Source organism: Bradyrhizobium sp. USDA 336, assembly GCF_044908355.1.
Taxonomy (GTDB): Bacteria; Pseudomonadota; Alphaproteobacteria; order Rhizobiales; family Xanthobacteraceae; genus Bradyrhizobium; species Bradyrhizobium yuanmingense.
Window position 1 is genome coordinate 2164512 of record NZ_JBIYDC010000002.1, and the last position, 22422, is coordinate 2186933.

Here is a 22422-nt window from a genome sequence, read left to right on the forward strand (position 1 = left end):
GCGAGGCTCATGCCACATTCGAAATTCATCGCCCGTCTCCAGGTGATCGAAGGCCTGTCCGAGGACGAGCGCCGGCAGATCGCGGACTTGCCGTCCACGCTGCGCCAGGTCGCGGATGGCGAGATCGTGCTACGCCAGGGTGAGGCCGCGACCCGCTGCGTGTTCGTCGTCAGCGGCTTCCTTTACCAGTCGCGCATCGTCGGCGACCGCAACCAGACCCTCTCCTTCCATGTTCCCGGCGACATGCCCTGCCTGCACACGCTGCTGGTCACGCCGATGGACGCGGACCTCGTGGCGCTCGGCCCGACCATCGTCGGCACCGTCGCCCACAGCCAGCTCCGCCAGCTGCTCGACAGCTCGATCCACCTGACCCACGCCTTCTGGCGCGAGACGCTGATCGACGCGGCCATCTCGCGGCAATGGATCGCCCGCCTCGGCGCACAGGCGGCGCTGCCCAAGGTAGCGCACCTCATCTGCGAGCTCGCGGCAAGGCTGGAGATCGTCGGCCTCGTCAAGCGCAACTGCTTCCAGATGCCGATGACGCAACGCCACGTCGCGGACGCCTGTGGCCTGTCCATCGTCCACGTCAACCGCACCATTCAGGAGCTGAGGCATCGCGGGTTGATCGCCTGGGACGGCAGCGAGATCGAGCTGCTGCAGCCCGACGAGCTGCGCAGACTTGCGGATTTCACGCCTGATTATCTGAGCTGAGCGGACCGCCACGCGGCGAGCAGCGGTCCACCGCTCCCCAGCACGGGATCCGTCTTCGGCTTGCGGACCTTCGCGATGCGCTTGACCGCGTCGGGACGCTGGCGCGTGTCGGTGCACTCGTCATAGGTGCCGTCCTGCGGGTAGGCGCCGACGACCATAAAGTCCCGGCTGGATTCGATCAGCCGGTGGCCGGTGCCCGCGGGCAGGACCAGCACGTCCCCGGCCTTCAGTTTCAGGATGCGGCCCTTGATCCCGCCGCACTCGATCCTCGCCGTGCCGCGCGCCACGCCCATCACTTCATGGATCTGGGAATGATAGTGGACGAAGTCGTACACGGTGTCGCGCCACGACCGGCCCCAGCCGTTGGTGTCGAACAGCGTGTCGATGACGACCTCGGGCGGAAAGCGCCGACCGTTCAGCTTCACCGCGCCGCGATAGAGCAGCGCCGGGAAGCGCGGATGGTTCGGCACGATGCCATCGTCGCGAAAGTGCATAACGGTAGGCTTGCGGGCTCGCACCAGCCCCCGCAGCGTCGCCGCATCGGGCTGCTCCTCCACCAGCTTCTTGGCGAAGTTCTTGATCTGATCCTTGACCGGCATGACGTCTCCTCAGCCGCGAAATAACGGCTGCGGAGGCGAGAAGTTTCCGGGCCCGATCGGAGCGCCCGACAGGGCCTCTCCTCATCATGAGCGCGGCATTGGAAGGAAGCGCGTCAACGCTCGCCGGCAATCCGCTCGGCAAACTGCCGAAGATAGAGCGGCCAACCCTGATCGCTGTCAACGCCGCTGCGGACGCCTTCCCAGCCCTCGCCATGCCGATCGAGGTGACGGTGCTCCAGCTCCAAGCGGGTCCGGCTCGGTGTCTCCGCAATGAACCGGACCTCCCATTCACTGGTCTTGGCGGGATCGGTTTCGATTTGCCAGCGCGGGCTGATGTCCCAGCTCAAGAGGACTCGATTGGGTGGTTCGAACGCCAATACGCGCGCCCAGCGGCATTCGCTGCCGTCGATCCCCCGATCATAGATGCTTCCGCCTACACGAGGTTCGAATACGGTCTCTGCGATGGGAACGGCGAGCAGATTGTGCTCGCGCGGCTTGAAGCTGCCGAAGTCCTCGGTGAAGACCTTGAACGCGCGCTCGATCGGCGCCTCGACGACGATGGCATGCTTTACGGGCGCAATCGATACACGTGTGTTCATCTGGATCCCTCCGGTGGTTTTTCGACGGCTAGTTTGTAAGCGGCCAACGTGTCGCTCCAGAACCGGTCGAGCCAGGCGCGCATCTGTCCGAGCCCCGCCGGGTCGACGTAATAGACGTTGCTGGCGCCCTTCGGCTCTGCACGAACCAAGCGGGATTCGCGCAGCACCTTGAGATGCTGCGAGACGGCCGACTGGGACACCGGCAGCTGTCGCGTGATCTCAGCGACGGTGCGTGGCCGTGCGCCGACAAGCTCGAAGATCCGCCTGCGGGTGGGATCGCCGAGTGCGGCCAGTTGTGCGCTGTCTTTAGCCATAGCCACTCACCGCCCGATGCCCCGCTTGCTCGACCTATAATAAGTTATGACTAATGATTAGTATGAACTTATTATCGTGTCAATCGGCTCAGGTCGTGGCGTGGAACTCTGATCGTGGCGTTGGAAAGTCTTATCCGGCGGCGGAACGAACGCCGCGCGGGCCCGATTCAGGCCACATCCTCTCCGGATTTGCGGCTCATTGCCACCCAAGTCTTTGATGACAAAGGGGTGGTTAAGAGTTGCGTCATGCGTAACCGGGAGACCAGGATGGGCAACCGCACCGCAAAGTTCGTTTCGACCCTCGTCGCCAGCATCCTTGCGGGCGCGCCGTTGGCCGCGGTATCGCAGAACGCGCCGACACCATCGAGCACGGCCAATGCGGCGCCCGACTGCCTGGCTTCGCCGAAGGATGCCGCGCCGCAGGGCCAACACTGGTACTATCGCCTCGATCGCACGACGAAGCGCAAGTGCTGGTATCTGCGCGCCGCAGGCGGCAAAGCCGCACAGACCGCGCAGGCGACGACCGATACGTCCGAGCCGGATGCAGCATCGCCGCAGGCCGTGCAGAACGCGCGCGCCGAATATATCGCGCCGCAGACGAGTGCCGCAGCGGGCACGCCGAACATGGCCGCGCCCGCGCCGGCCGCGGCGAATGCACCCGCGGTCGCGCCGCAGCCGAGCAGCGTCGCCGAAACCAACGCGCAGCAGCCGGCCGTGACCGCGCGCTGGCCCGAGGCCTCCACAGCGTCCACCGCCCCAGCGCCTCAGCCGGCGCCAACCACGCTTGCAGCAGCCGCGCAGCCAAACGCGAAGCCGTCAAAATCCCCTGCTCCGCTCCCGCCCGCGGCCGATGGCACGACTGACAAGTCCGGCGGTTCGCTGCAAATGCTGATGCTCGTGATCGGCGGTGCGCTGGCGCTTGCGGGCATCCTCGCCAGCGTCATCTACCGCTTCGCCGGCGGACGGGTCCGCGCCCAGGCCGCCGACCGCCGCGGGCATTGGGACGATTGGGCGCCGCAGGACCATGACGGAAGCCACGCGCCCTGGCGGGATTCACCACCGGCCGCCGCCCAGCCGCCGCGCCCGATCGATTTCGATGCGGCACGTCCGCAACCGACAAAACAAGTGACGAAACTCGCTGCGATCGGCCGCGAGATCGAGCTGATCGACGCGCGCAAGCAACTTGCCGCCAATCCGGCCGCAGAACCCGTCGAGACCAGAAGCAACAAGGTCGAGAACGAGACGGTCGAGAAGATATTCCAGCCCGTCGCCGCAGCGCCCAAGCTCGCCGCTGTCGAGAGCGGCAAGGCTCACGATGACGCGCCGGCGGGTCGGGACGCCGATGCGGTCGACGTCGACGTCATCACGACGATGCTGGAACAGCTGGCCAAGCAAGGGCCGCGCCTGTCGCGGCCTAACCTTGAAGCTGACCTTGCAAACTTCGCACGAAGCCTACGAGGCCGATCCGCCGCTCGCGCTTGAGCCGTTCGGCCTTCAGGATCGACTGCACCTCGGCGAAGGCTTCGTCGACCGCGTGGTTGATCACGATGTAATCGTACTCGGCCCAGTGGCTCATCTCGTCGCTGGCACGGCTCATCCGCTTGCGGATCACTTCGTCGGAATCCTGCGCGCGCGAGTGCAGGCGCTTCTCGAGGTCGGCCGCAGAGGGCGGCAGGATGAAGACGCTGACGACATCGGCGCGCGCCTTCTGCTTCAATTGCTGGGTGCCCTGCCAGTCGATGTCGAACAGCACATCCTGGCCGGCCGACAACGCCGCATCCACGGGACCGCGCGGCGTACCATAGTTGTTGTCGAACACCGTCGCCCATTCCAGCAGTTCGTCGGCCTTCACCATGGCATCGAACGTCGCCTTGTCGACAAACGTATAGTCCTTGCCGTTGACCTCGCCCGGCCGCATCGCGCGCGTGGTCGCAGATACCGACATTTTCAAGCCCGGCATCCGGTCGATCAGCATGCGCGACAGCGTCGTCTTGCCCGCGCCTGATGGCGAGGACAGCACGAACATCAATCCGCGCCGCTCGACACCGTCAGTTCCGTGACCGCCCGTCGTCATGGATCACTCCAGATTCTGCACCTGCTCGCGGAACTGCTCGACCACGTTCTTCATGGCGAGGCCCGTGTTGGTCAACTCGATGTCGTTCGACTTCGAGCAGCAGGTGTTGACCTCGCGGTGAAACTCCTGCGCCAGGAAATCCAGCTTGCGCCCGATCGGGCCGCCCTTGCCGATCAGCTCGCGCGCCTGCGCGATGTGGGAGGCGATGCGGTCGAGCTCCTCGCGGATGTCGGCCTTGGTGGCGATCAGGATCGCCTCCTGCATCAGGCGGTCGGAATCGAAACGGTCGGAGGTATCGAGCAGCGCTGCGATCTGCTCAGCGAGCTTCGCCTTGATCGCCTCCGGCTTGCGGCCGGGCGCGGCCTCCGCTCTCTTCGCCAGCTCCTCGATCTCGTCGACGCGCTGGGTCAGGATCTGCCCGAGCGAAGTGCCCTCGCGCTTGCGCATCGCAACGAGCTCGTCGAGCGCCTTGCCGAAGGCCTCGGCGGCCGCGGCGCGCGCCGCCTTGTCCTCCTCCTCGTCGCCCTCGGGCTCGGCGACCTCGACGACGCCCTTGATGGCGAGCAGGCCGTCGATGCTCGGCGCCACCGCGTCGACCTTCCCCGAGATCAGCGCGGCGGCCTTCAGCACCGCGTTGAGCACGTCCTCGTTGATGCGGACGGTGGCGGCGGCATTGGTGCGCTTGACGGTGAGATTGGCATAGACGGTGCCGCGCGAGAGCAGCTCGCCCGCGCGCTTCTTGGCATGGGCCTCGAGCTCGTCAAACCCCTGCGGCAGCCGCACGCGCAAGTCGAAGCCCTTGGCATTGACCGACTTCAACTCCCATTCGAACGTATACGGCCCGCTCGCGCCGTGGCATCTCGCAAAGCCGGTCATGGACGACAGCGCCATCAGTTCAAATTCTCCAGGAACACGGGATTCGCGAGGCTATCAAGCCACGCGAATCTTAAGACTATTTTGCCGGAAAGTGGAATGCGTAATGCCCGCCAGCTGGTCTGCGCGCGGGCTTTTAGCGCTGGACCACTGGCGGCGAGCCCTGCACCGCGCCCTGCCGCGCCGGTGCAGAATTGGCGGGACCAGCCGGGCGCGCCGCCGGCGGTCTCTTCTGCTGATTGGGCCGTGCCGGCGTGGTCGCAGTCGGCGCGTCGGCGGCGCCGGGCCCGGCAGCCGCCGGCGGCTGCGCGTCCTCGGGCGGCTCGACCGTGTCGTTCTGGATCTGCTTCTCCATCGCGCGGAGCTTGGCGACGTTCTTCTGGTGCGCGTCGTAGGTCTCGGTGAAGGCGTGCCCGCCGGTGCCGTCGGCGACGAAATAGAGGTCGCGGGTGCGGGCCGGGTTGGCGGCAGCTTCGAGCGAGGCGCGGCCCGGATTGGAGATCGGGCCCGGCGGCAGGCCGTCGATCACGTAGGTGTTGTAGGGCGAGGGCTGCGTGATCTCGCTGCGCTTGATCGGCCGGCCCAGCGTTCCCTTGCCGCCGACGATGCCGTAGATGATGGTCGGATCGGACTGCAGCTTGATCCGCTGCTTCAGCCGGTTGACGAACACCGCGGCGACGCGGCTGCGCTCGTCCGCCTTGCCGGTTTCCTTCTCGATGATGGACGCCAGCGTGACCAGCTGCTCCGGCGTCTTGACCGGAATGTCCTGATTGCGGCGCTCCCAGATCTCCGACAGCACACGCTTGTGCGCCTGCTGCATGCGCAGGACCACCTGCTCGCGCGGGGTGCCGCGCGGGAATTTGTAGGTCTCCGGGAGCAGCGTGCCTTCGCGCGGCAGCTCGCGCACGCTGCCGGTGAAGATGTCGTTGTCGGACAGCCGCGCCACGATCTGCTCGGAGGTCAGGCCTTCGGGAATCGTCACGGCGTGCTGCACCACCTTGCCCTCGACGATGGTGCCGATGACGTCGCGCAGCGAGGCGTTCTTCTGGAAGGAATACTCACCCGGCTTGAGGTCCGAGCTCGCCTTCAACGCGGCGACGCTGGCGATGAACACCCAGGGATTGACGTCGGTCACGCCTTCCCGGTTCAGCGTCTCGGCGATGTCGCGCTTGCCCGCACGCTGCGGGATGTTGACGATCTTGTCCTCCTTCAGCGGTCCGGGCGCCTCGAGCACTTGGCGGCCGTAATAATAGACGCCGCCGGCGCCGAGCATGGCGATCAGCAGAAGGGTGATGATGGCGTTGCCGACGACGACGAACGGATTGCGCGCGCGGTCCGACCGCTTGGGCGGCGGCGGAAGTTGCTCGGGCTCGAGCGCGGCCCGCGGACTCCGGGGTGAAATGGGCGGCCTTTCACTCATCGAAACAACCTGAATCCTGCCGGTTCAATAGCGGCCCGACAATCGCTTGCCCTGCCAAAAACGCACGCGCCCACGTCCATGACTATCGCCGAATACGGCAAAACGGTGGATTCGTCTCAAACACAAACTAACTGACTAGGCGCCGGACGATCACCGACGCATTGGTACCGCCAAAACCAAAAGAGTTCGACAACGCGACGTTGACCTCACGCTGCTTCGCCTTGTGCGGCACGAGATCGATCGCGGTCTCGACCGACGGATTGTCGAGATTGATCGTCGGCGGCACGACATTATCGCGAATCGCCAGAATCGCGAAAATCGCTTCGATCGCACCGGCCGCGCCGAGCAGATGGCCGGTCGACGACTTGGTCGAGGACATCGCGACCTTGGAGGCGGCGTTGCCGAGCAGACGCTCGACCGCGCCGAGCTCGATCTCGTCGCCGAGCGGCGTCGAGGTCCCGTGCGCGTTGATGTAATCGAGATCGGACGGCGTCAGCCCGGCACGCTTGAGCGCGGCCGACATGCTGCGGAAGCCACCGTCGCCATCGGGCGAAGGCGAGGTGATGTGATAGGCATCGCCCGACAGACCATAGCCGATCACCTCGGCATAGATCCTCGCGCCGCGGCGCCTGGCGTGCTCCAGCTCCTCCAGGACGAGGACGCCGGCGCCCTCGCCCATCACGAAGCCGTCGCGGTCCTTATCGTAGGGACGCGAGGCCTTTTCGGGAGTCTCGTTGAAACCGGTCGACAGCGCGCGCGCGGCGTTGAAGCCGGCAATGCCGATGCGGCTGATCGGCGACTCGGCGCCGCCCGCGACCATCACGTCGGCATCGCCCAGCGCGATCAGGCGGGCGGCATCGCCGACCGCATGCGCGCCGGTCGAACAGGCCGTGACCACCGAATGGTTCGGTCCCTTCAGCCCGTGGGCGATCGAGACGTAGCCGGAGGCGAGATTGATCAGGCGGCCGGGAATGAAGAACGGCGACACCCGGCGCGGCCCGCGCTCCTTCAGCAGGATCGCGGTGTCGGCGATGCCGTTGAGGCCGCCGATGCCGGAGCCGATCATGGTGCCGGTCGCGCACTTGTCCTCTTCGGTCTCGGGATGCCAGTTGGCGTCGTCGAGCGCCTGGCCGGCCGCGGCCATGCCGAAGATGATGAAGTCGTCGACCTTACGCTGGTCCTTCGGCTCCATCCACTTGTCCGGATTGAAGCTGTCGTTCGAGCCGTCGCCGCGCACGACCGTGCAGGCGATCTTGGTCTGCAGATCGGAGACATCGAAGCTCTCGATCCTGCGCGCACCGCTTTCGCCGTTGAGGATGCGTTTCCAGGTCGGCTCGACGCCACAGCCGAGTGGCGAGACCATGCCGAGACCCGTGACGACAACCCGCCTCATATCCGAAAACTCCGCATCGAAAGAATCACGGCCAATAACAAGAAACCGGCTGACCGCTGCGAAGCGGCCCGTCCGGTTTCAATGTTGTCCCCGCGAAATTGAAGAGCCTTAGCTCTTCGCGTTCTTCTCGAGAAACTTCGTAGCGTCGCCGACGGTGAGAATCGTTTCCGCAGCGTCGTCCGGAATCTCGCAACCGAATTCCTCTTCGAACGCCATCACCAGCTCGACGGTATCCAGACTGTCGGCGCCGAGGTCGTCGATGAAGCTCGCGTTGTCGACAACCTTCTCGGGTTCAACACCAAGGTGTTCGACCACGATCTTCTTAACCCGCTCGCCAATGTCACTCATTGCTTAACCTCGTGTTGTTCCCTGTAGACCCGACCCCCCGGGACGATACGAGCCGTCGTGGTCGTTTGACTGCCTTCGCTTACGAACTTTGATTTGGCCCATCCTAACCGATGGAGGCCCCGGCGAACGACGGCCAAAGGCTCCGCATCGCCAATATACAGGGTTTCAAAAACCTGCAATGGCGTTCTTTGCCCATCCGTTGGAGGTCCGGTTATCATACTTCAATTGCCTTGACTACAAGCCTCATTTCGCTCCGGAAACGGCCGTTTGCCGCATGCCGCACCGCCGTGACAGGCGACGCGGCACGAGACGTCAGATCATGGCCATGCCGCCGTTGACGTGGATGGTCTGCCCGGTGACGTAGGCTGCTTCGTTCGAGCTCAGATAGACGGCGGCCGCTGCGATGTCCTCTGGCGTCCCGAGGCGGGCGGCCGGAACCTTGGTGAGAATCGTTTCGCGCTGCTTGTCGTTGAGCGCATCGGTCATCGGCGTCTTGATGAAGCCCGGCGCGATGCAGTTCGCGGTCACGCCACGCTTGGCGTATTCGGCCCCTAAAGTCTTGATCATGCCGATCAGGCCGGCCTTCGACGCAGTATAATTGCCCTGCCCGGGATTGCCGGTGACGCCGACCACCGAGGTGATGGCGACGATGCGGCCGAAGCGCTTGCGCATCATCAGCTTGGTCGCGGCGCGCGCCAGGCGGAAGGTCGCGGTCAGATTGACGTTGATGACCTCGTCCCAGTCCTCGTCGCGAAGCTGCACGAAGAGATTGTCGCGCGTGATGCCGGCATTGGCGATGAGAATGTCGACCTGGCCCATCGCCGCTTCCGCAGCGGGCACCAGCGCCTCGACCTCATCGGCCTTGGAGAGATTGCAGGGCAGCACGTGGGCGCGCTCGCCGAGCTTGCCGGCGAGCTCGTCCAGCACCTCCTTGCGCGTCCCTGAAATGGCGACGGTGGCGCCCTGCGCGTGCAGCGCCTGCGCGATCGCGCCGCCAATGCCGCCGGTCGCGCCGGTGACGAGCGCCTTTCGGCCAGTCAGATCGAACATTGATGGGCTCCTTTAAGCCTGCTTCGCTGCGGCCAATGCATCCTTGGCGGCGGCAATATCGTTCGGGCCGCCGACCGCAATGCCGACGGCGCCTTCCGCGATACGCTTGACGAGACCGGTCAGCACCTTGCCGGCGCCGATCTCGAAGAAGCGGGTGACGCCCTGCCCGGCCATGTAAGCCACCGACTCGCGCCAGCGCACCGTGCCGGTGACCTGCTCGACCAGGCGGCGGCGGATCTCGTCGGGATCGGTGATGGCGCTCGCCAGCACGTTCGACACCAGCGGGGCGGCCGGCGCCTTGATCGTGACCTTCGACAGCGCCTCCGCCATGGCATCCGCAGCCGGCTGCATCAGCTTGCAATGGAACGGGGCGGACACCGGCAGCAGCATCGCGCGCTTGGCGCCCTTGGCCTTGGCGATCTCGACGGCGCGATCGACCGCAGCCTTGTCGCCGGAGACGACGACCTGGCCGCCGCCATTGTCGTTGGCGGCCTGGCAGACCTGCCCCTGCGCCGCCTCGCCCGCGACCTCCATGGCGGCCTCGTAGTCGAGACCGAGCAGCGCGGCCATCGCGCCGGCGCCGACCGGGACCGCCTTTTGCATTGCGAGACCGCGGGTGCGAAGCAGACGCGCGGTATCCGAAACCGTCAGGCTGCCGGCCGCCGCCAGCGCCGAATATTCACCGAGCGAGTGGCCGGCGACGAAGGCAGCATCTCGTCCCACGGAAAAACCAGCCTCCGCCTCGAGCACGCGCAAGGTCGCGACAGACACGGCCATCAGCGCCGGCTGAGCGTTCTCGGTGAGCTGGAGAGTTTCGGCCGGACCTTCCCAGATGATGGCCGTCAGCTTCTCCCCGAGCGCGGCATCGACCTCGTCGAATACGGCGCGCGCCACCGGAAAGGCGTCGGCCAGGGCCTTGCCCATGCCGACAGCCTGGGAACCCTGCCCAGGAAATGTGAATGCAGCCGTCATCGGCGCTCCCTGCTGTCAGGCATGATCCCTGTTCTGAACCGGCAGCCGATTTACGCCCGGCCTTACGCCGTGGTTCCTTGGGCCATGGTTCCGGATCATGCTCCAAAGGGGGCCGTAGACACCGTCCGGGGCCGCACTGTCAAGCCGAGACGGGAACTTGGAGCAGCATTCAACGGGGAATAAGCCCCTCAAAACCCGCCGGCGGTCTGGTTGGCATCGACGTCCGCTCCTGCCCGCGCGCGCCGCGCACTGTTCACCAGTTGCCCCGGCCGATCCTCGCGGTTCGGCTTTGCCGTGGCCAGCCGCAGCACCGAAGCGTAGTTCGGCTGCACTTCCATGCGATCGGCGTACCGACTCGCACTCAGCAGCCGGTGCACCTTCGGCAGATTGTAGCAGGGCACATAGAACAACAGATGATGCTCGAGGTGATAGTTCACGTAATACGGCGCGATGAACAGGCGCTCGAGAAAATTGGCATGCGTCGTGCGCGTGTTGCGCAAGGGGTCGTTGCTATCGGGGACGACGGCGTGCTCGGCGATGTTGCGGATGCGGGTGATGACCATCATCCACGTCAAGAGCGGCACCAGCCAGAGCAGCGGATAGGCCCACCACACGCCGGCCGCCGCGAGCGCGGCAAACATGATCCCGTTGACCACACATTGCGGGCCAAGCATCTCCCAGAAATGCGCCGCGCGTCGCCGCCACGACCAGTCCCTTGGCCCGAGCGCGTTGAGCAACTGCGCCTTGCGCTGCTGATAGCCGGTCTGCCCAGTGATGTCGCGGATGAACTTGCGACGATAGCTCAGCTTCGTGATCGGAAACGGCGCCGACAGCACCAGATCGGGGTCGTCCTCCTGCTGCGTGCGCGCATGGTGCTGAAGGTGATAGCGCCGGTAGCTGCGCGTCTCCGCAAACAGCGGATAGGCGCAGAACCACTGGCTCAGCGTCAGATTGGTTTTCTCGTCGGCGGACAGGCAGCCATGTGCGCCGTCATGCATCAGGATCGCAAGGCCGAGCTGGCGCGAGCCGATGATGGCGACGGCGAAGATATAGGTGAGCGGATTGGGCCACCATGCGACCAGCGCGATGGCTGCAATGATCAGCGCCCAGGCGTGCGCGATCAGCGCAGCGCCTTTCCACGTCGCGCGCTGGCGCACCTCGGCCAATTGATCGTCGGTCAGGAAATCGCGGGCACGCATGCGAAGCGCGGTCATGGCCTAACCCTTTCCATTCGAATTGTCGGATGCCTCGCGCACCTCGACGAGACGCAGGCGCCCGGTGTCTTCAGTGGATTTCGCCTGCTCGCCCAGCACGCGCAGCATCTCGGCGCAGAGCGCCTCGGGCGAGCGGCCCATCGCGTAGCCCTCGAGAATGACGCCGATGGCGACGGCCCAGAACCGCCGCGAGCTTTCGTCGGGCGCGCGCAGCGAGCGCCAGCCGTGCCGCTTGACCTGCCCCGCATAAGCGCGCGTACCCTCGCTGTGCAGGCGCTCGATGGTGCGCTCCACCAATGGCGCGAGATCCTGGCGACGCCGCGTCAGCGTCAGCGCCTCAGCGAAGAAGGCGACCGAATCGTTCGCCGTCACGGTCTCGGCCAGCGCATGGGTGTATTCCCCCGGCGTCCGCGCCTTGAGCGCCGCCTGCTCGGTGGCACGTGCCAGGTACAACAGATCGCGGCAGGCGCATTCGACAAACAGCGCCTCCTTGGTGCGGAAGTAATAGGTGATCTGGCTCGGGAACGCGTCCGCGGCGGCCGCGATGTCGGTAATCGACGTGCCTGACAGCCCCCGCTCCCGAAACAGCGGGCTCGCAGCATCCAGGAGCAGTGACCGCATCTTGCGGCCGGCCGAGCGCGTCGCGCGCGCGGCGTGCTTGGGGTCGCCTGCCGCTTCGAGCGGCGCATCGGCCGACGCTTCTGCCATAGGATCTTCTCCGCTGATTTATTTGTATGATATACAAACAAATAGATCAAGCCGAATCTTGGTATTGGAGGATGGGGTTCTTGTTCCCGTTGGAGGGGCGGACCGGCTCGGCTTGAAAATGCCCCGCCACCTTGCAAAGCCGGCCAAAATCCGTATAAGGCGCCCATCCGCAGACCCCGGCCGGGAGCTGAACGGACGGTCTCAGCAAATCATTCGTGATTTTGATGTGGCAGGGCCAGTCGGCCCGTCGTCCCGTGTTTCCGCCTTCTGAGCTTGATCCCAGAGTCCTTTCCGAAGGCCTCTTAAGGGTTTGACGCCGGGCGATGCGCCAACATGAGGAAAGGACGACCATGCCTCTTTACGAGCATGTTTTTCTCGCGCGTCAGGACGCGAGCCCGCAGCAGGTCGAAGAGCTGACTGCGCAGATGACCGGTATCGTCGAAGGTCTCGGCGGCAAGATCACCAAGACCGAGAATTGGGGCGTGCGCTCCCTCACCTACCGGATGAACAAGAACCGCAAGGCGCACTTCGTGCTGCTCAACATCGACGCGCCGTCCGCGGCGATCGCCGAGATCGAGCGCCAGGAGCGCATCAGCGAAGACGTGATCCGCTATCTCAGCGTCCGCGTTGAGGAGCTCGAGGAAGGCCCGTCCGCGATGATGCGCAAGGCCGACCGCGACCGCGAGCGTGACGACCGCGGCGGTGGCTTCCGCGGCGAGCGCGAAGGCGGCTTCCGTGGCGACCGCGAGGGCGGTTTCCGCGGCGATCGCGGTCCGCGCCGTCCGCGCGACGAAGCTGAAACCACGGATGGGGAGTAAGAATCATGGCTGAAGCTGGTGCACGCCGCCCGTTTTTCCGTCGTCGCAAGAGCTGCCCGTTCACGGGCGCCAATGCTCCGAAGATCGACTACAAGGACTCCAAGCTCTTGATGCGTTACGTCTCCGAGCGCGGCAAGATCGTGCCGAGCCGCATCACCGCGGTGTCCGCGAAGAAGCAGCGTGAGCTCGCTCGCGCCATCAAGCGCGCGCGCTTCCTGGGCCTCCTGCCCTACGTCATTCGCTGATACGACCAATTCGACCGGCGGACGCTGCGCCGCCGGTCGCGACTTTTTCGAACTCATAAGGCTTCCGGGTCGTCCGGTCGCCGATGGTTGGGGCAAGCGACGCCTCTAACCGCTCGAAGGGAGCGGGACAGCTGATGATGGCCTTTGGACTGATAGCCCTGATCGCCGGCGCTGCGTCGGCCCTGATGTTCGCCTCGATCATCTCGGGCGCGCTGATCGCGCTTGTCCTGTTCTATCTCGCTCCGCTCCCCCTGATGGTCGCCGCGATCGGCTGGGGCCCGCTTTGCGCGAGCCTCGGCGGCATCGCTGCCGCAATCGGCCTTGGCGCCCTGTTCGGCCTGCCCTACTGCATCGCCTTCGCCGTCACCGTCGCGTTGCCGGCGTGGTGGCTCGGCCATCTCGTCCTGCTCGGACGTCAGGTGGGAAGCGCCGCGCCTGCGACCGGCACCGCGCCCTCCGCGGAGCCGGACGTCGAGTGGTACCCGGTCGGCCGCATCCTGCTCTGGATTGCAGGCTTCGCGACGCTGACCACGATGGCCGCTTTGCTCACGCTCGGGACCGACGCCGAGACCATCATCGGCACGTTGCGCCGTGGCCTGACGCGCCTCCTGCGCGCCACCGACCCGCAAACTTCGGGCGAAGCCAGCCAGTTCGTCGACGCGCTGGTGCGCATCGCACCCGCCGCCGCCACGATTGCCGCGACGATGACGCTCACCCTCAACCTCTGGCTCAGCGCCAAGGTGACCGCGACGTCGGGCCGGCTGCGCCGTCCCTGGCCGGACCTCAAGACCACCGAGCTTCCGCAGATGACGCTGGTGGTGCTTTGCATCTCCCTCGCCTTCTGCTTCACCGGGGGGCTGCTTGGCATCGTGGCGCAGATCGCCACCGCCGCGCTGATGATGAGTTATGCGCTGGCCGGTTTCGCCGTATTGCATACGCTGACGCTCGCGCTGAACGGCCGCACGTTCTGGCTCGGCTCGACCTACGCCGCCGTCGTCGTGTTCGGATGGCCCGTGGTCGCGATGGTGATTCTTGGGCTTGCGGATGCCTTGTTCGGCTTGCGCGAACGCTTCCTGCGCAGCCGGCAGCCGCCGCCACTGCCTACACCCTGAGTTCAACCCGAAACTGAAACCTCGAGAGCACTTCAAAAGGAGAACGAATATGGAAGTCATTTTGCTGGAACGCGTCAACAAGCTCGGCCAGATGGGCGAAGTCGTGAAGGTTCGCGACGGCTACGCCCGCAATTTCCTGCTCAAGCGCGGCAAGGCGCTGCGCGCCACCGCCGACAACCGGGCCAAGTATGACGGCATGAAGGCCGAGCTCGAAGCGCGCAATCTCGCCTCGAAGGCCGAGGCGTCCAAGGTCGCCGAGAAGATCGAGGGCAAGAACATCATCGTGATCCGCCAGGCCTCGGAAGCCGGCCAGCTGTTCGGCTCGGTCAACGTGCGTGACATCGTGCTCGCGTTCGAAGCCGACGGCGTTTCGCTCGCCCGTCCGCAGATCCAGCTCGACGCGCCGATCAAGACCATCGGCAAGCACTCGATCACCGTTGCCGTTCATCCCGAGGTCGAGGTCGAGATCACCGTCACGGTTGCCCGCAGCCAGGACGAGGCCGAGCGCATCAATCGCGGCGAGGACATCTCGACCCGCAACGAGGATCGCGATGCGGCCGCCGAGGCGATCGCCGCCGCCGGCGAGTTCTTCGATCCGGAAGCCCAGCACGACGAGGTCGCGCCGGCGCCGGCTGCGGAAGAGAAGTAAGCCACAACTCGTCATGCGCGGGCTTGACCCGCGCATCCATCGTCAAAGAAGCTTTCTTGATGGATTGCCGGGTCAAGCCCGGCAATGACGAAGAAACAACGGAGCCCGGCTGCCTCACGCGGCCGGGCTTTTCGTTTTCGCAACGACGTCCTCGCTCAGCATCGCGATCGAGGCCAGCGCGGTGGCCGTATGCTTCTCGACGCCGTCGCTGACGCAGAACACGTCGGCGGCGACCACCGCGACCTGGCGGCCCGGCTTGATCACCCGGGCGCGGCAGATCAGCTTTTCGCCGACCGCAGGCGACAGCAGATTGAGCTTGTATTCCGCTGTCAACGCCGGCTGGCCGCGCGACGTGGCGGCTGCGATCGTGGTGGCGTTGTCGACCAGGAAGGCGATGACGCCGCCATGGAAGAAGCCGTGCTGCTGTAACAGCTCCGGCCGGCGCTCCACGGCGATGGTGCAGGTGCCGCGCGCCAATTCGGAGAGCTCGGCGCCGACCAGGTTCATGAAACCCTGCCGGCCGATATTGGCGTGGATGCGCTCGGCAATCGGCGCAAATTCCGGATCAGCTTCGGCTCGCATGCGATCTCCCCTTATGGCTTGTTGATGCGATCGAACGGCCTCAGCGCACGATTGGCGCAGGCGATCAGCGTATCGGCCTCGATGCGCGGATCGGTGCGCTCGCGACCCGACAGGAAGGCGCGGCAGAAGATCTGCGCCGGACCGATCAGCTGGCTGACGAACATCACCGGCGTCATCGGCAGAAGTTCGCCGCTTGCGACCAGCGGCGCGCGCCAGCGCTCAATGCCTTCGGCAAGCCGCGCATTCTGCGCTCGCTGGGCGTCGCGCACGTCTTCGCCCCACTCGCTGCGCGAGATCTCGAAGAGGTAGCGCGCCTCGCGCCGGCTGGCGACGACCCAGTCGAGATGCGCCCGGATCAGGCGATCGATGCCCTGCTCGGCGTCGGGGCCGGGATCGAGCGCAGCCAGTATCGCGGCGTGATAGTGCCGCAGGACCTCCAGAAACAACGCACCGGCAAGTTCTTTCTTCGAACCGAAGACGTGGAAGAAGCTGCCGTTGGAAGCCCGCGCGCGGGTGCGGATCGCGGCCACGGTCGCGGCTTCGAAGCCGACGCGGTCGAACACGGCAAGGCCGGCCGCCAACAGGTCGTCTCGTACGCTCGCCGTCATGGGCGCCTCCTAGAGCAATACTCTAGAGCACTACTCTAATGAGGGTCAAGACGGTGCGAAGGCCGCGGATGGGCGCGGCCTTCGCATCGTCGATCGAAAGATCCGGGTGACTTAGCGCGAGATCGGCGGCGCCGGCGGACCGGAGGACGCAGGCGGCGCCGGCGGCGGCGGCGGGGCTGCAGCGGTCGCGGGCGGCGCCTGTTCCTGCGGCTTGGCCGCGGGGGCCGGCTCGGCAGGTTTCGGAGCAGCCTCTTCCACCGGCTTGGGCGCGGCCGGCTCAGCGGGCTTGGCGGCGGCTGGAGCGGCCGGCGTCACCTGCGGGACCGGATCTGGCCGCAGCGCCGGCGTCTCGCTGCGCGGCTCGACCTTGGCGCTGTCAGGCTTGACGGGCTCCGGCTTCGGCTCGCTCTTCTTGTCGTCGGTCGCCGGCGCCGCGGCATCGACCTTCGGGGCTTCCTCCGTGCCGGGCTTGGCGCGCCGCTTGCCTTTGCGTGTCTCGGGCGCAGCCTCTCCCTCCGGCTTGGCACCCTCCTCGGCCGGCCGCGCCGCACGCTTCTGGCGCGTACCCTCGGCGGCAGGAGCAGCGCCCTCGCCGTCCGGCCTCGCGGCATCCTGCGCGCGCTGGCGTCGACCCTGCTGTTCAGGCGCGGCGCCGTCCTTCTTGGCGTCCTTGGCCTGATAGCGGGTGTCGGTGGCACCGTTCGAGATCAGATAGGCGGAGAGGACGCCCGCCATGTCCGAACTCGTCGTGTAGTGCTGGCGCAGGAATCCCGGCAGCGAGCCGGGCGACACGGACTTCAGCAGCCCGCGCGGGCTCTTGTGGCAGACATTGCAGGTCTGCGAGAACAGCTGCGACGGGGTCTTGCCAGCCTCGAGGTTCGTCGCCTGCGCAAGAACGGAATTAGCCGCACCGAAGCCAATCAGAAGCAACACCGTCGCGAGGCTGAGCGCTCGGCTCGACATTCCCATCATCTCCGTTGAATTTCCGCAAATGCAGCCGGCATCCGGCGCGGCGGCGGTCACCTTTTAACCGATTGAGCCGCGAATGGAAGCAGGTCCGCGCGCAAGGATGTGATTAAGCGGTTTTCGAATATCTACTTTGAACACAGTGCAATAGCGCAGCCGGAACCGGCTCGCTAGATTTGAATGCAAACGCATAGGAACCGCTGCGGCGCCTGGGCGTCAGTTATAAAGGCCGGGTAGTCGCATCTTTCGGGTTCGCTCGAGAGGATTGCCGATGGACCGTTTGTTGCGTCGATTTCTGTCCCAATTCATCCGCCGCGGGTCGTTGACGGTGACCAGCGCAAGCGGGTCGAAGTTCACCGTCGGCGACGGCTCCAGCGAGCCGGTCGCAGTCCGCTTCGTCACTGCGGACTCCGAGCGGAGGGTCCTCGTCAATCCCGAGCTGGGGCTGGGCGAGGCCTACATGAACGGCGAGTTCGTGGTCGAGCGCGGCACCATAGCTGATGCCCTCGCGATCCTGCTCGATCAACCCGACCCATTGCCGCAGTGGGCAAAGCCGTGGTGGCACCTGCGCTACCTGACGCGGCACCTCAAGCAGTTCAATCCCCGCCCGCGCTCCCGTCAAAACGTCGCTCATCATTACGATCTCGACGGCCGGCTCTATTCGCTGTTTCTCGATGCCGACAAGCAATATAGCTGCGCCTATTTCGAGACGCCCCAGATGTCGCTGGACGACGCGCAGCTTGCCAAGAAGCGGCACATCGCGGCGAAGCTTCTCGTCGGCAATGGCCAGCGCGTGCTCGACATCGGCTCCGGCTGGGGTGGCCTCGGGCTCTATCTCGCCGAGATCGCGGGCGCCGACGTCACCGGCATCACGCTGTCGACCGAGCAGCTGCAGGTCGCCAATGCGCGCGCCGCCGAAAAGGGCCTGACGGGCTCGGCCAGATTCCAGCTCCAGGATTATCGCGACGTCGAAGGTACGTTCGACCGCATCGTCTCTGTCGGCATGTTCGAACATGTCGGGGCGAGGTTCTACGACGCCTACTTTCAGCGCTGCGCCGAGCTGCTGAAGGAAGACGGCGTCATGCTGCTGCATTCGATCGGCCGTTCGCAGGGCCCGGATTCGACCAATCCGTGGATCGCCAAATACATCTTCCCCGGCGGCTACATCCCCGCCCTCTCGGAGGTGCTGCCGGCGATCGAGCGCGCGGGCCTGCTGGTCTGCGACATCGAGATTCTGCGCCTGCACTACGCCGAGACGCTGAAGGCTTGGCGCGAGCGGTTCATGGCGCGGCGCGAGGAAGCCGTGCAGCTCTACGACGAGCGCTTCGCCTTGATGTGGGAATTTTACCTCGCGGCCTGCGAGATGACGTTCCGCAAGCAAGCCATGATGAACTTCCAGATCCAGATCACCCGTCGCCAGGGCGTGGTGCCGATGACCCGCGACTATATTCCGCAGGAAGAAGCCCGGCTGCGGGCCCGGGAGGGCGCGGCCATGCCGAAGCTCAAGCTGGCTGGTGAATAGGTCCGGATCCTAGTGACGAAGTGTCGAAATCCCGGACGTCCGGAAAGACGCCGTTAACGCCAATTGCGCCCGCAATTCCAGCAGGATTTCGGGGGCGACCGGCTGGCGACGCACCTCGGGCCGCTCCGCGTGCTTCATAGCCGCGATCAGCCCCGACAGCCAAAGCCGGCTGCCTGTCTCGCTTTGCCAGTTCTGGTGCTGCCGTTCTGGCTGCATCGCTCGCCTCGTATCCCTGTTGGCGGGGGAATGAGATAATCCCCTGCCCATCCGCCTGTTCCGGCATGACACCCGAAAGAATCCGGGGAGATGTGATCTGCTTCACAGAAGTCTGGTCGGGCCTGGCCTAGACCGTCGCCATGAGCAAAGAGACCCAAACCTCGTTTGACGTGCAGGACGACCTTCGCACCGATTACGCCCTGATCGTCACCGGCGTTGGGGCGGCCCTGGTTGCGCTGGTCTACCTCCTGCTGGTCTGAAGCCGAGCCGAATCGGTCAGCGAGCGTCATTTCGCGCGCTTCTCGATAGGTCTGCACGTCAGCCCCCCGGGTTCACGGATTTCAGGATTTTTCCGCGGCGCGATCACAGCTCTCTGCGCCGAGCGAGTTCCGCCAAAATCCAGTCAAGCGCGGCGTGTGCTGCGACTGCTAATCATCCACCATTTTAACTGAGCGGTTGATAGCGGTCAGCTTTTGCTTCCGCTTTGACCTGCGGCGGCGCTTTATCCCGGCCCCGCATCCGCCCAAGAAAATTGCTAAGCACGCCCGACCATGGCACTGACTGATTCGAACGTTCTCAAACTCGCGCCCGATGCCGGAACTCCCGCCTATCGGAGCGCACCGCACAATATCGAGGCGGAACAGAGCCTTCTGGGCGCAATCCTGGTCAACAACGACGCCTTCTACCGCGTCTCCGACTTCCTGGAGGCCAAGCACTTCTTCGAGCCGCTGCACCAGACCATCTTCGAGACCGCCGGCAGCCTGATCCGGATGGGCAAGATCGCCACCCCGGTCACGCTGAAGACGTTCCTGCCGGCCGATACCGATGTCGGCGGCATGACTATCGGACAATACCTGGCGCGGCTTGCGGCCGAAGCCACCACCATCATCAACGCCCAGGACTATGGCCGCACCATCTACGATCTGTCGTTGCGCCGCGACCTGATCGGCATCGGCGAGGACATGGTCAACGTCGCCTATGACGCGCCGGTCGACTTCCAACCGCGGGCGCAGATCGAGGACGCCGAGCGCAAGCTGTACGAGCTCGCCGAGTCCGGCCGCTATGACGGCGGCTTCCAGAAATTCTCGCAGGCGCTCACGGTCGCCGTCGATCTCGCAGCCAAGGCGTTCCAGCGCGACGGCAAGCTGTCGGGCATTTCGACGGGCCTGCGTGACCTCGACACCAAGATGGGCGGTCTGCAGCATTCCGACCTCATCATCGTTGCGGGACGCCCCGGCATGGGCAAGACGTCGCTGGCGACCAACATCGCCTACAACGTCGCGCAGGCCTACGTGCCGGAGCTTCAGGCCGACGGCACCATGAAGGCCGCCAATGGCGGCGTGATCGGCTTCTTCTCCTGCGAAATGTCGGCCGACCAGCTCGCCACGCGTATCGTGGCCGAGCGCACCGGCATTCCCTCCTCCCACATCCGCCGCGGCGGCATCACGGAAGCCGATTTCGAGAAGATCCGGCAGGTCTCGATCGAGCTGCAGTCGCTGCCGTTCTACGTCGACGCCACCGGCGGCCTGTCGATCGCGCAGCTGATGGCGCGCGCGCGCCGGCTCAAGCGCCAGAAGGGTCTCGATCTCCTGGTGATCGACTACATCCAGCTGCTCTCGGGCTCGGGCAAGCGCGCCAGCGACAGTCGCGTGCAGGAAATCACGGAGATCACGACCAGCCTGAAGGCGCTGGCCAAGGAGCTCAACGTTCCCGTGATCGCGCTGTCGCAGCTCTCGCGCCAGGTGGAATCGCGCGACGACAAGCGGCCGCAGCTCTCGGACCTGCGCGAATCCGGCTCGATCGAGCAGGACGCCGACGTCGTGCTGTTCGTGTTCCGCGAGGAATATTACCTCGCCATGAAGGAGCCGCGCCCCGGCACCGAAGAGCATGCCAAATGGCAGGCCGACATGGAACGCACGGTCGGCCGCGCCGAAGTCATCATCGGCAAGCAGCGCCACGGTCCGACCGGCACCGTCGAGCTGCACTTCGATGCCTCGGTCACGCGCTTCGGCGACCTCGCGCATGACGGCCAACTGCCGGACCGCAGCGACTACTAGATTGTTCCCCGGGTTGAACGGGGCCGGTCTCTTGCGTAAAACGACGCCATGACAATGGCGTCCGCCCCGAAATCAATCCCGCAATCCGGCCCCCTCTCCCCGGAGGCCAACCAGGCTGCCGCGCTCGCCGCCTTCGGCGGCGTGCTGACCGTCGATCTCGATGCGATCATCGCCAATTGGCGCAAGCTCGAGAAGACCGCGGTGCCGGCCGAATGTTCGGCGGTGGTCAAGGCCGACGCCTATGGCTGCGGCGCCGAGCAGGTGTCGCGCGCCCTGAGCAAAGCCGGTTGCAAGACCTTCTTCGTCGCCACCATCGAGGAAGCGCGCAAGGTGCGCGCCGCCGTTCCGGAGCCCACGATCTACGTGCTCGGCGGCTATTTCCAGAACACCGGCGAGCACTACGCCAAGATCAATTGCCGTCCGGTGATCGGCGATCTCAACGAGCTCGCCGAATGGGACGTGTTCTGCCGCCGCACCGGCTGGAACGGGGGCGCCGCTGTTCACATCGACACCGGCATGAACCGGCTCGGGCTGACGCTGTCGGAAGCGCAGGCCATCATCCCCCGCATCAACGCCGGCGATCACGGCATCACGCTGGTGATGAGCCATCTGGTCTCGGCCGAGCAGCTCAACAGCCCGATCAATGCCAGACAGCTCGCGGCCTTCCGCAGCATCGCCAGCGAGTTCACAGGCGTGCCGGCGGCGCTCGCCAACTCCTCCGGCATCTTCCTCGGCGCGCCCTTCCAGTTCGACCTGGTGCGGCCGGGAGCTGCGCTCTACGGCGTCAACCCGACGCCGGAGGCCGACAATCCCATGCAGCAGGTGGTCGACCTCAAGGCGCGCATCGTGCAGATCCGCAGCATCGAGCGCGGCGAGACCGTCGGCTATGGCGGCACCTGGACCGCGCGGCGGCCGACGAAACTGGCGATCATCGCAGTCGGCTATGCCGACGGCTATTTCCGCGCCGCCAGCTCCAATGACGGCACCCGCGGCGCCGATGTCATCGTGGCGGGCAAGCGCTGCCCTGTCGCGGGCCGCATCTCCATGGACCTGATCGCGATCGACATCACCGATCTGCCGCCGAACGCGGTGCGGCGCGGCCACATGGTGACGCTGCTCGGCGAAGGCATCACCGTCGACGAACTCGCGCACCATTTCGGCACGATCGGCTATGAGGTGCTGACCAGCCTCGGCCGCCGCTATGCCCGCGTCTACAAGGGCGGCAATGTCGAGGAGCCGCTGACGAAGCCGGAGCCCGCCTCGAACGCCGGGCAGCCGCCTTCCCCACCGCCGATCGAACAGCCGTCGGCGTTGCCGCCGCTACCGAGTTAACACGCGCGCGTGCCCCGGACGCAGCGCAGTGCGCCGCACT

25 protein-coding genes are annotated in these 22422 nt (G+C 65.6%); 9 read left to right on the plus strand and 16 right to left on the minus strand.

Translation table 11 applies throughout. The features are described from left to right. Nucleotides 1-9: 9 nt before the first annotated feature. Complete coding sequence (locus ABIA45_RS11160) at nucleotides 10-711, plus strand: Crp/Fnr family transcriptional regulator (protein ID WP_271547020.1); 702 nt, start codon at nucleotides 10-12, stop codon at nucleotides 709-711. Here ABIA45_RS11160 and ABIA45_RS11165 read toward each other — a convergent pair. From ABIA45_RS11165 to ABIA45_RS11175, 3 genes are all read right to left on the minus strand, one after another. Continuing rightward, a complete protein-coding gene (locus ABIA45_RS11165; protein WP_271547022.1) occupies nucleotides 699-1310 on the minus strand; it encodes a cupin in 612 nt (203 codons plus the stop codon). The two genes, ABIA45_RS11160 and ABIA45_RS11165, sit on opposite strands and share 13 nt — an antisense overlap. Before the next feature lie 113 nt (nucleotides 1311-1423). Then, a complete protein-coding gene (locus ABIA45_RS11170; protein ID WP_157284589.1) occupies nucleotides 1424-1909 on the minus strand; it encodes an SRPBCC family protein in 486 nt (161 codons plus the stop codon). Then, on the minus strand, nucleotides 1906-2223 hold the full coding sequence (locus ABIA45_RS11175) for a helix-turn-helix transcriptional regulator (protein ID WP_157284588.1): 318 nt from the start codon (nucleotides 2221-2223) through the stop codon (nucleotides 1906-1908). Before ABIA45_RS11175 ends, ABIA45_RS11170 begins: the two co-directional genes overlap by 4 nt. A 267-nt stretch (nucleotides 2224-2490) precedes the next feature. Here ABIA45_RS11175 and ABIA45_RS11180 point away from each other — a divergent pair, with 267 nt between their 5' ends. Continuing rightward, a complete protein-coding gene (locus tag ABIA45_RS11180; RefSeq protein ID WP_404652042.1) occupies nucleotides 2491-3705 on the plus strand; it encodes a hypothetical protein in 1215 nt (404 codons plus the stop codon). Here the strand turns inward: ABIA45_RS11180 and gmk are convergent. The 9 genes from gmk to ABIA45_RS11225 form a co-directional block, all read right to left on the minus strand. After that, a complete protein-coding gene (gene gmk, locus ABIA45_RS11185; RefSeq protein WP_057028965.1) occupies nucleotides 3638-4297 on the minus strand; it encodes a guanylate kinase in 660 nt (219 codons plus the stop codon). The genes ABIA45_RS11180 and gmk overlap by 68 nt on opposite strands. A gap of 3 nt (nucleotides 4298-4300) precedes the next feature. After that, on the minus strand, nucleotides 4301-5188 hold the full coding sequence (locus tag ABIA45_RS11190) for a YicC/YloC family endoribonuclease (protein ID WP_404652044.1): 888 nt from the start codon (nucleotides 5186-5188) through the stop codon (nucleotides 4301-4303). A gap of 118 nt (nucleotides 5189-5306) precedes the next feature. Next, a complete protein-coding gene (gene mltG / locus ABIA45_RS11195; protein WP_404652046.1) occupies nucleotides 5307-6590 on the minus strand; it encodes an endolytic transglycosylase MltG in 1284 nt (427 codons plus the stop codon). A 127-nt stretch (nucleotides 6591-6717) separates the two neighbouring features. Continuing rightward, nucleotides 6718-7983: a beta-ketoacyl-ACP synthase II gene (fabF, locus tag ABIA45_RS11200; RefSeq protein WP_128261997.1), complete on the minus strand. Its 1266-nt coding sequence runs from the start codon at nucleotides 7981-7983 to the stop codon at nucleotides 6718-6720. 108 nt (nucleotides 7984-8091) lie between these two features. Continuing rightward, entirely contained in the window at nucleotides 8092-8331 is a 240-nt protein-coding gene (locus tag ABIA45_RS11205; protein WP_008551805.1) for an acyl carrier protein, read from the minus strand. A gap of 312 nt (nucleotides 8332-8643) precedes the next feature. Then, complete coding sequence (gene fabG, locus ABIA45_RS11210) at nucleotides 8644-9381, minus strand: 3-oxoacyl-[acyl-carrier-protein] reductase (protein WP_025035827.1); 738 nt, start codon at nucleotides 9379-9381, stop codon at nucleotides 8644-8646. 12 nt (nucleotides 9382-9393) lie between these two features. Continuing rightward, the gene (gene fabD / locus ABIA45_RS11215) at nucleotides 9394-10353 is read right to left on the minus strand and encodes an ACP S-malonyltransferase (protein WP_404652047.1); all 960 of its coding nucleotides are present in this window, start codon (nucleotides 10351-10353) and stop codon (nucleotides 9394-9396) included. Between the two features lie 188 nt (nucleotides 10354-10541). Then, nucleotides 10542-11567 carry a fatty acid desaturase family protein gene (locus tag ABIA45_RS11220; RefSeq protein ID WP_404652048.1) on the minus strand — a complete coding sequence of 342 codons (1026 nt, stop codon included), beginning with the start codon at nucleotides 11565-11567 and terminating at the stop codon, nucleotides 10542-10544. 3 nt (nucleotides 11568-11570) lie between these two features. Further along, on the minus strand, nucleotides 11571-12275 hold the full coding sequence (locus ABIA45_RS11225) for a TetR/AcrR family transcriptional regulator C-terminal domain-containing protein (RefSeq protein ID WP_404652049.1): 705 nt from the start codon (nucleotides 12273-12275) through the stop codon (nucleotides 11571-11573). Between the two features lie 350 nt (nucleotides 12276-12625). Here ABIA45_RS11225 and rpsF point away from each other — a divergent pair, with 350 nt between their 5' ends. The 4 genes from rpsF (at nucleotide 12626) to rplI (ending at nucleotide 15099) form a co-directional block, all read left to right on the plus strand. Continuing rightward, nucleotides 12626-13093, plus strand: a complete 468-nt coding sequence (rpsF, locus tag ABIA45_RS11230) for a 30S ribosomal protein S6 (RefSeq protein WP_025035823.1) — start codon at nucleotides 12626-12628, stop codon at nucleotides 13091-13093. Nucleotides 13094-13098: 5 nt separating this feature from the next. After that, nucleotides 13099-13338, plus strand: a complete 240-nt coding sequence (rpsR, locus tag ABIA45_RS11235) for a 30S ribosomal protein S18 (RefSeq protein WP_007592020.1) — start codon at nucleotides 13099-13101, stop codon at nucleotides 13336-13338. Nucleotides 13339-13472: 134 nt separating this feature from the next. Beyond that, complete coding sequence (locus ABIA45_RS11240; protein ID WP_275509584.1) at nucleotides 13473-14450, plus strand: DUF2232 domain-containing protein; 978 nt, start codon at nucleotides 13473-13475, stop codon at nucleotides 14448-14450. Nucleotides 14451-14499: 49 nt separating this feature from the next. Next, nucleotides 14500-15099 carry a 50S ribosomal protein L9 gene (gene rplI, locus ABIA45_RS11245; protein WP_036000730.1) on the plus strand — a complete coding sequence of 200 codons (600 nt, stop codon included), beginning with the start codon at nucleotides 14500-14502 and terminating at the stop codon, nucleotides 15097-15099. A gap of 114 nt (nucleotides 15100-15213) precedes the next feature. Here the strand turns inward: rplI and ABIA45_RS11250 are convergent, their stop codons facing one another. From ABIA45_RS11250 to ABIA45_RS11260, 3 genes are all read right to left on the minus strand, one after another. Continuing rightward, nucleotides 15214-15681 (minus strand): PaaI family thioesterase, encoded by a 468-nt coding sequence (locus ABIA45_RS11250; protein WP_404652051.1) that lies wholly within the window; start codon nucleotides 15679-15681, stop codon nucleotides 15214-15216. Between the two features lie 11 nt (nucleotides 15682-15692). After that, nucleotides 15693-16289, minus strand: a complete 597-nt coding sequence (locus ABIA45_RS11255) for a TetR/AcrR family transcriptional regulator (protein WP_404652053.1) — start codon at nucleotides 16287-16289, stop codon at nucleotides 15693-15695. A 111-nt stretch (nucleotides 16290-16400) separates the two neighbouring features. After that, the gene (locus ABIA45_RS11260) at nucleotides 16401-17252 is read right to left on the minus strand and encodes a hypothetical protein (RefSeq protein WP_404652055.1); all 852 of its coding nucleotides are present in this window, start codon (nucleotides 17250-17252) and stop codon (nucleotides 16401-16403) included. Nucleotides 17253-17526: 274 nt separating this feature from the next. On the opposite strand from ABIA45_RS11260, the gene ABIA45_RS11265 reads away from it, so the two are divergent. Continuing rightward, nucleotides 17527-18777 carry a class I SAM-dependent methyltransferase gene (locus ABIA45_RS11265; RefSeq protein ID WP_404652057.1) on the plus strand — a complete coding sequence of 417 codons (1251 nt, stop codon included), beginning with the start codon at nucleotides 17527-17529 and terminating at the stop codon, nucleotides 18775-18777. A gap of 9 nt (nucleotides 18778-18786) precedes the next feature. Here the strand turns inward: ABIA45_RS11265 and ABIA45_RS11270 are convergent, their stop codons facing one another. Next, entirely contained in the window at nucleotides 18787-18993 is a 207-nt protein-coding gene (locus ABIA45_RS11270; RefSeq protein WP_404541594.1) for a transcriptional regulator, read from the minus strand. Nucleotides 18994-19544: 551 nt separating this feature from the next. Here ABIA45_RS11270 and ABIA45_RS11275 point away from each other — a divergent pair. Together ABIA45_RS11275 and alr are read left to right on the plus strand one after the other, a co-directional pair. Next, nucleotides 19545-21050 carry a replicative DNA helicase gene (locus tag ABIA45_RS11275; RefSeq protein WP_036000744.1) on the plus strand — a complete coding sequence of 502 codons (1506 nt, stop codon included), beginning with the start codon at nucleotides 19545-19547 and terminating at the stop codon, nucleotides 21048-21050. A 54-nt stretch (nucleotides 21051-21104) separates the two neighbouring features. Further along, nucleotides 21105-22382, plus strand: a complete 1278-nt coding sequence (alr, locus tag ABIA45_RS11280; protein WP_404655653.1) for an alanine racemase — start codon at nucleotides 21105-21107, stop codon at nucleotides 22380-22382. Nucleotides 22383-22422 lie beyond the last annotated feature (40 nt).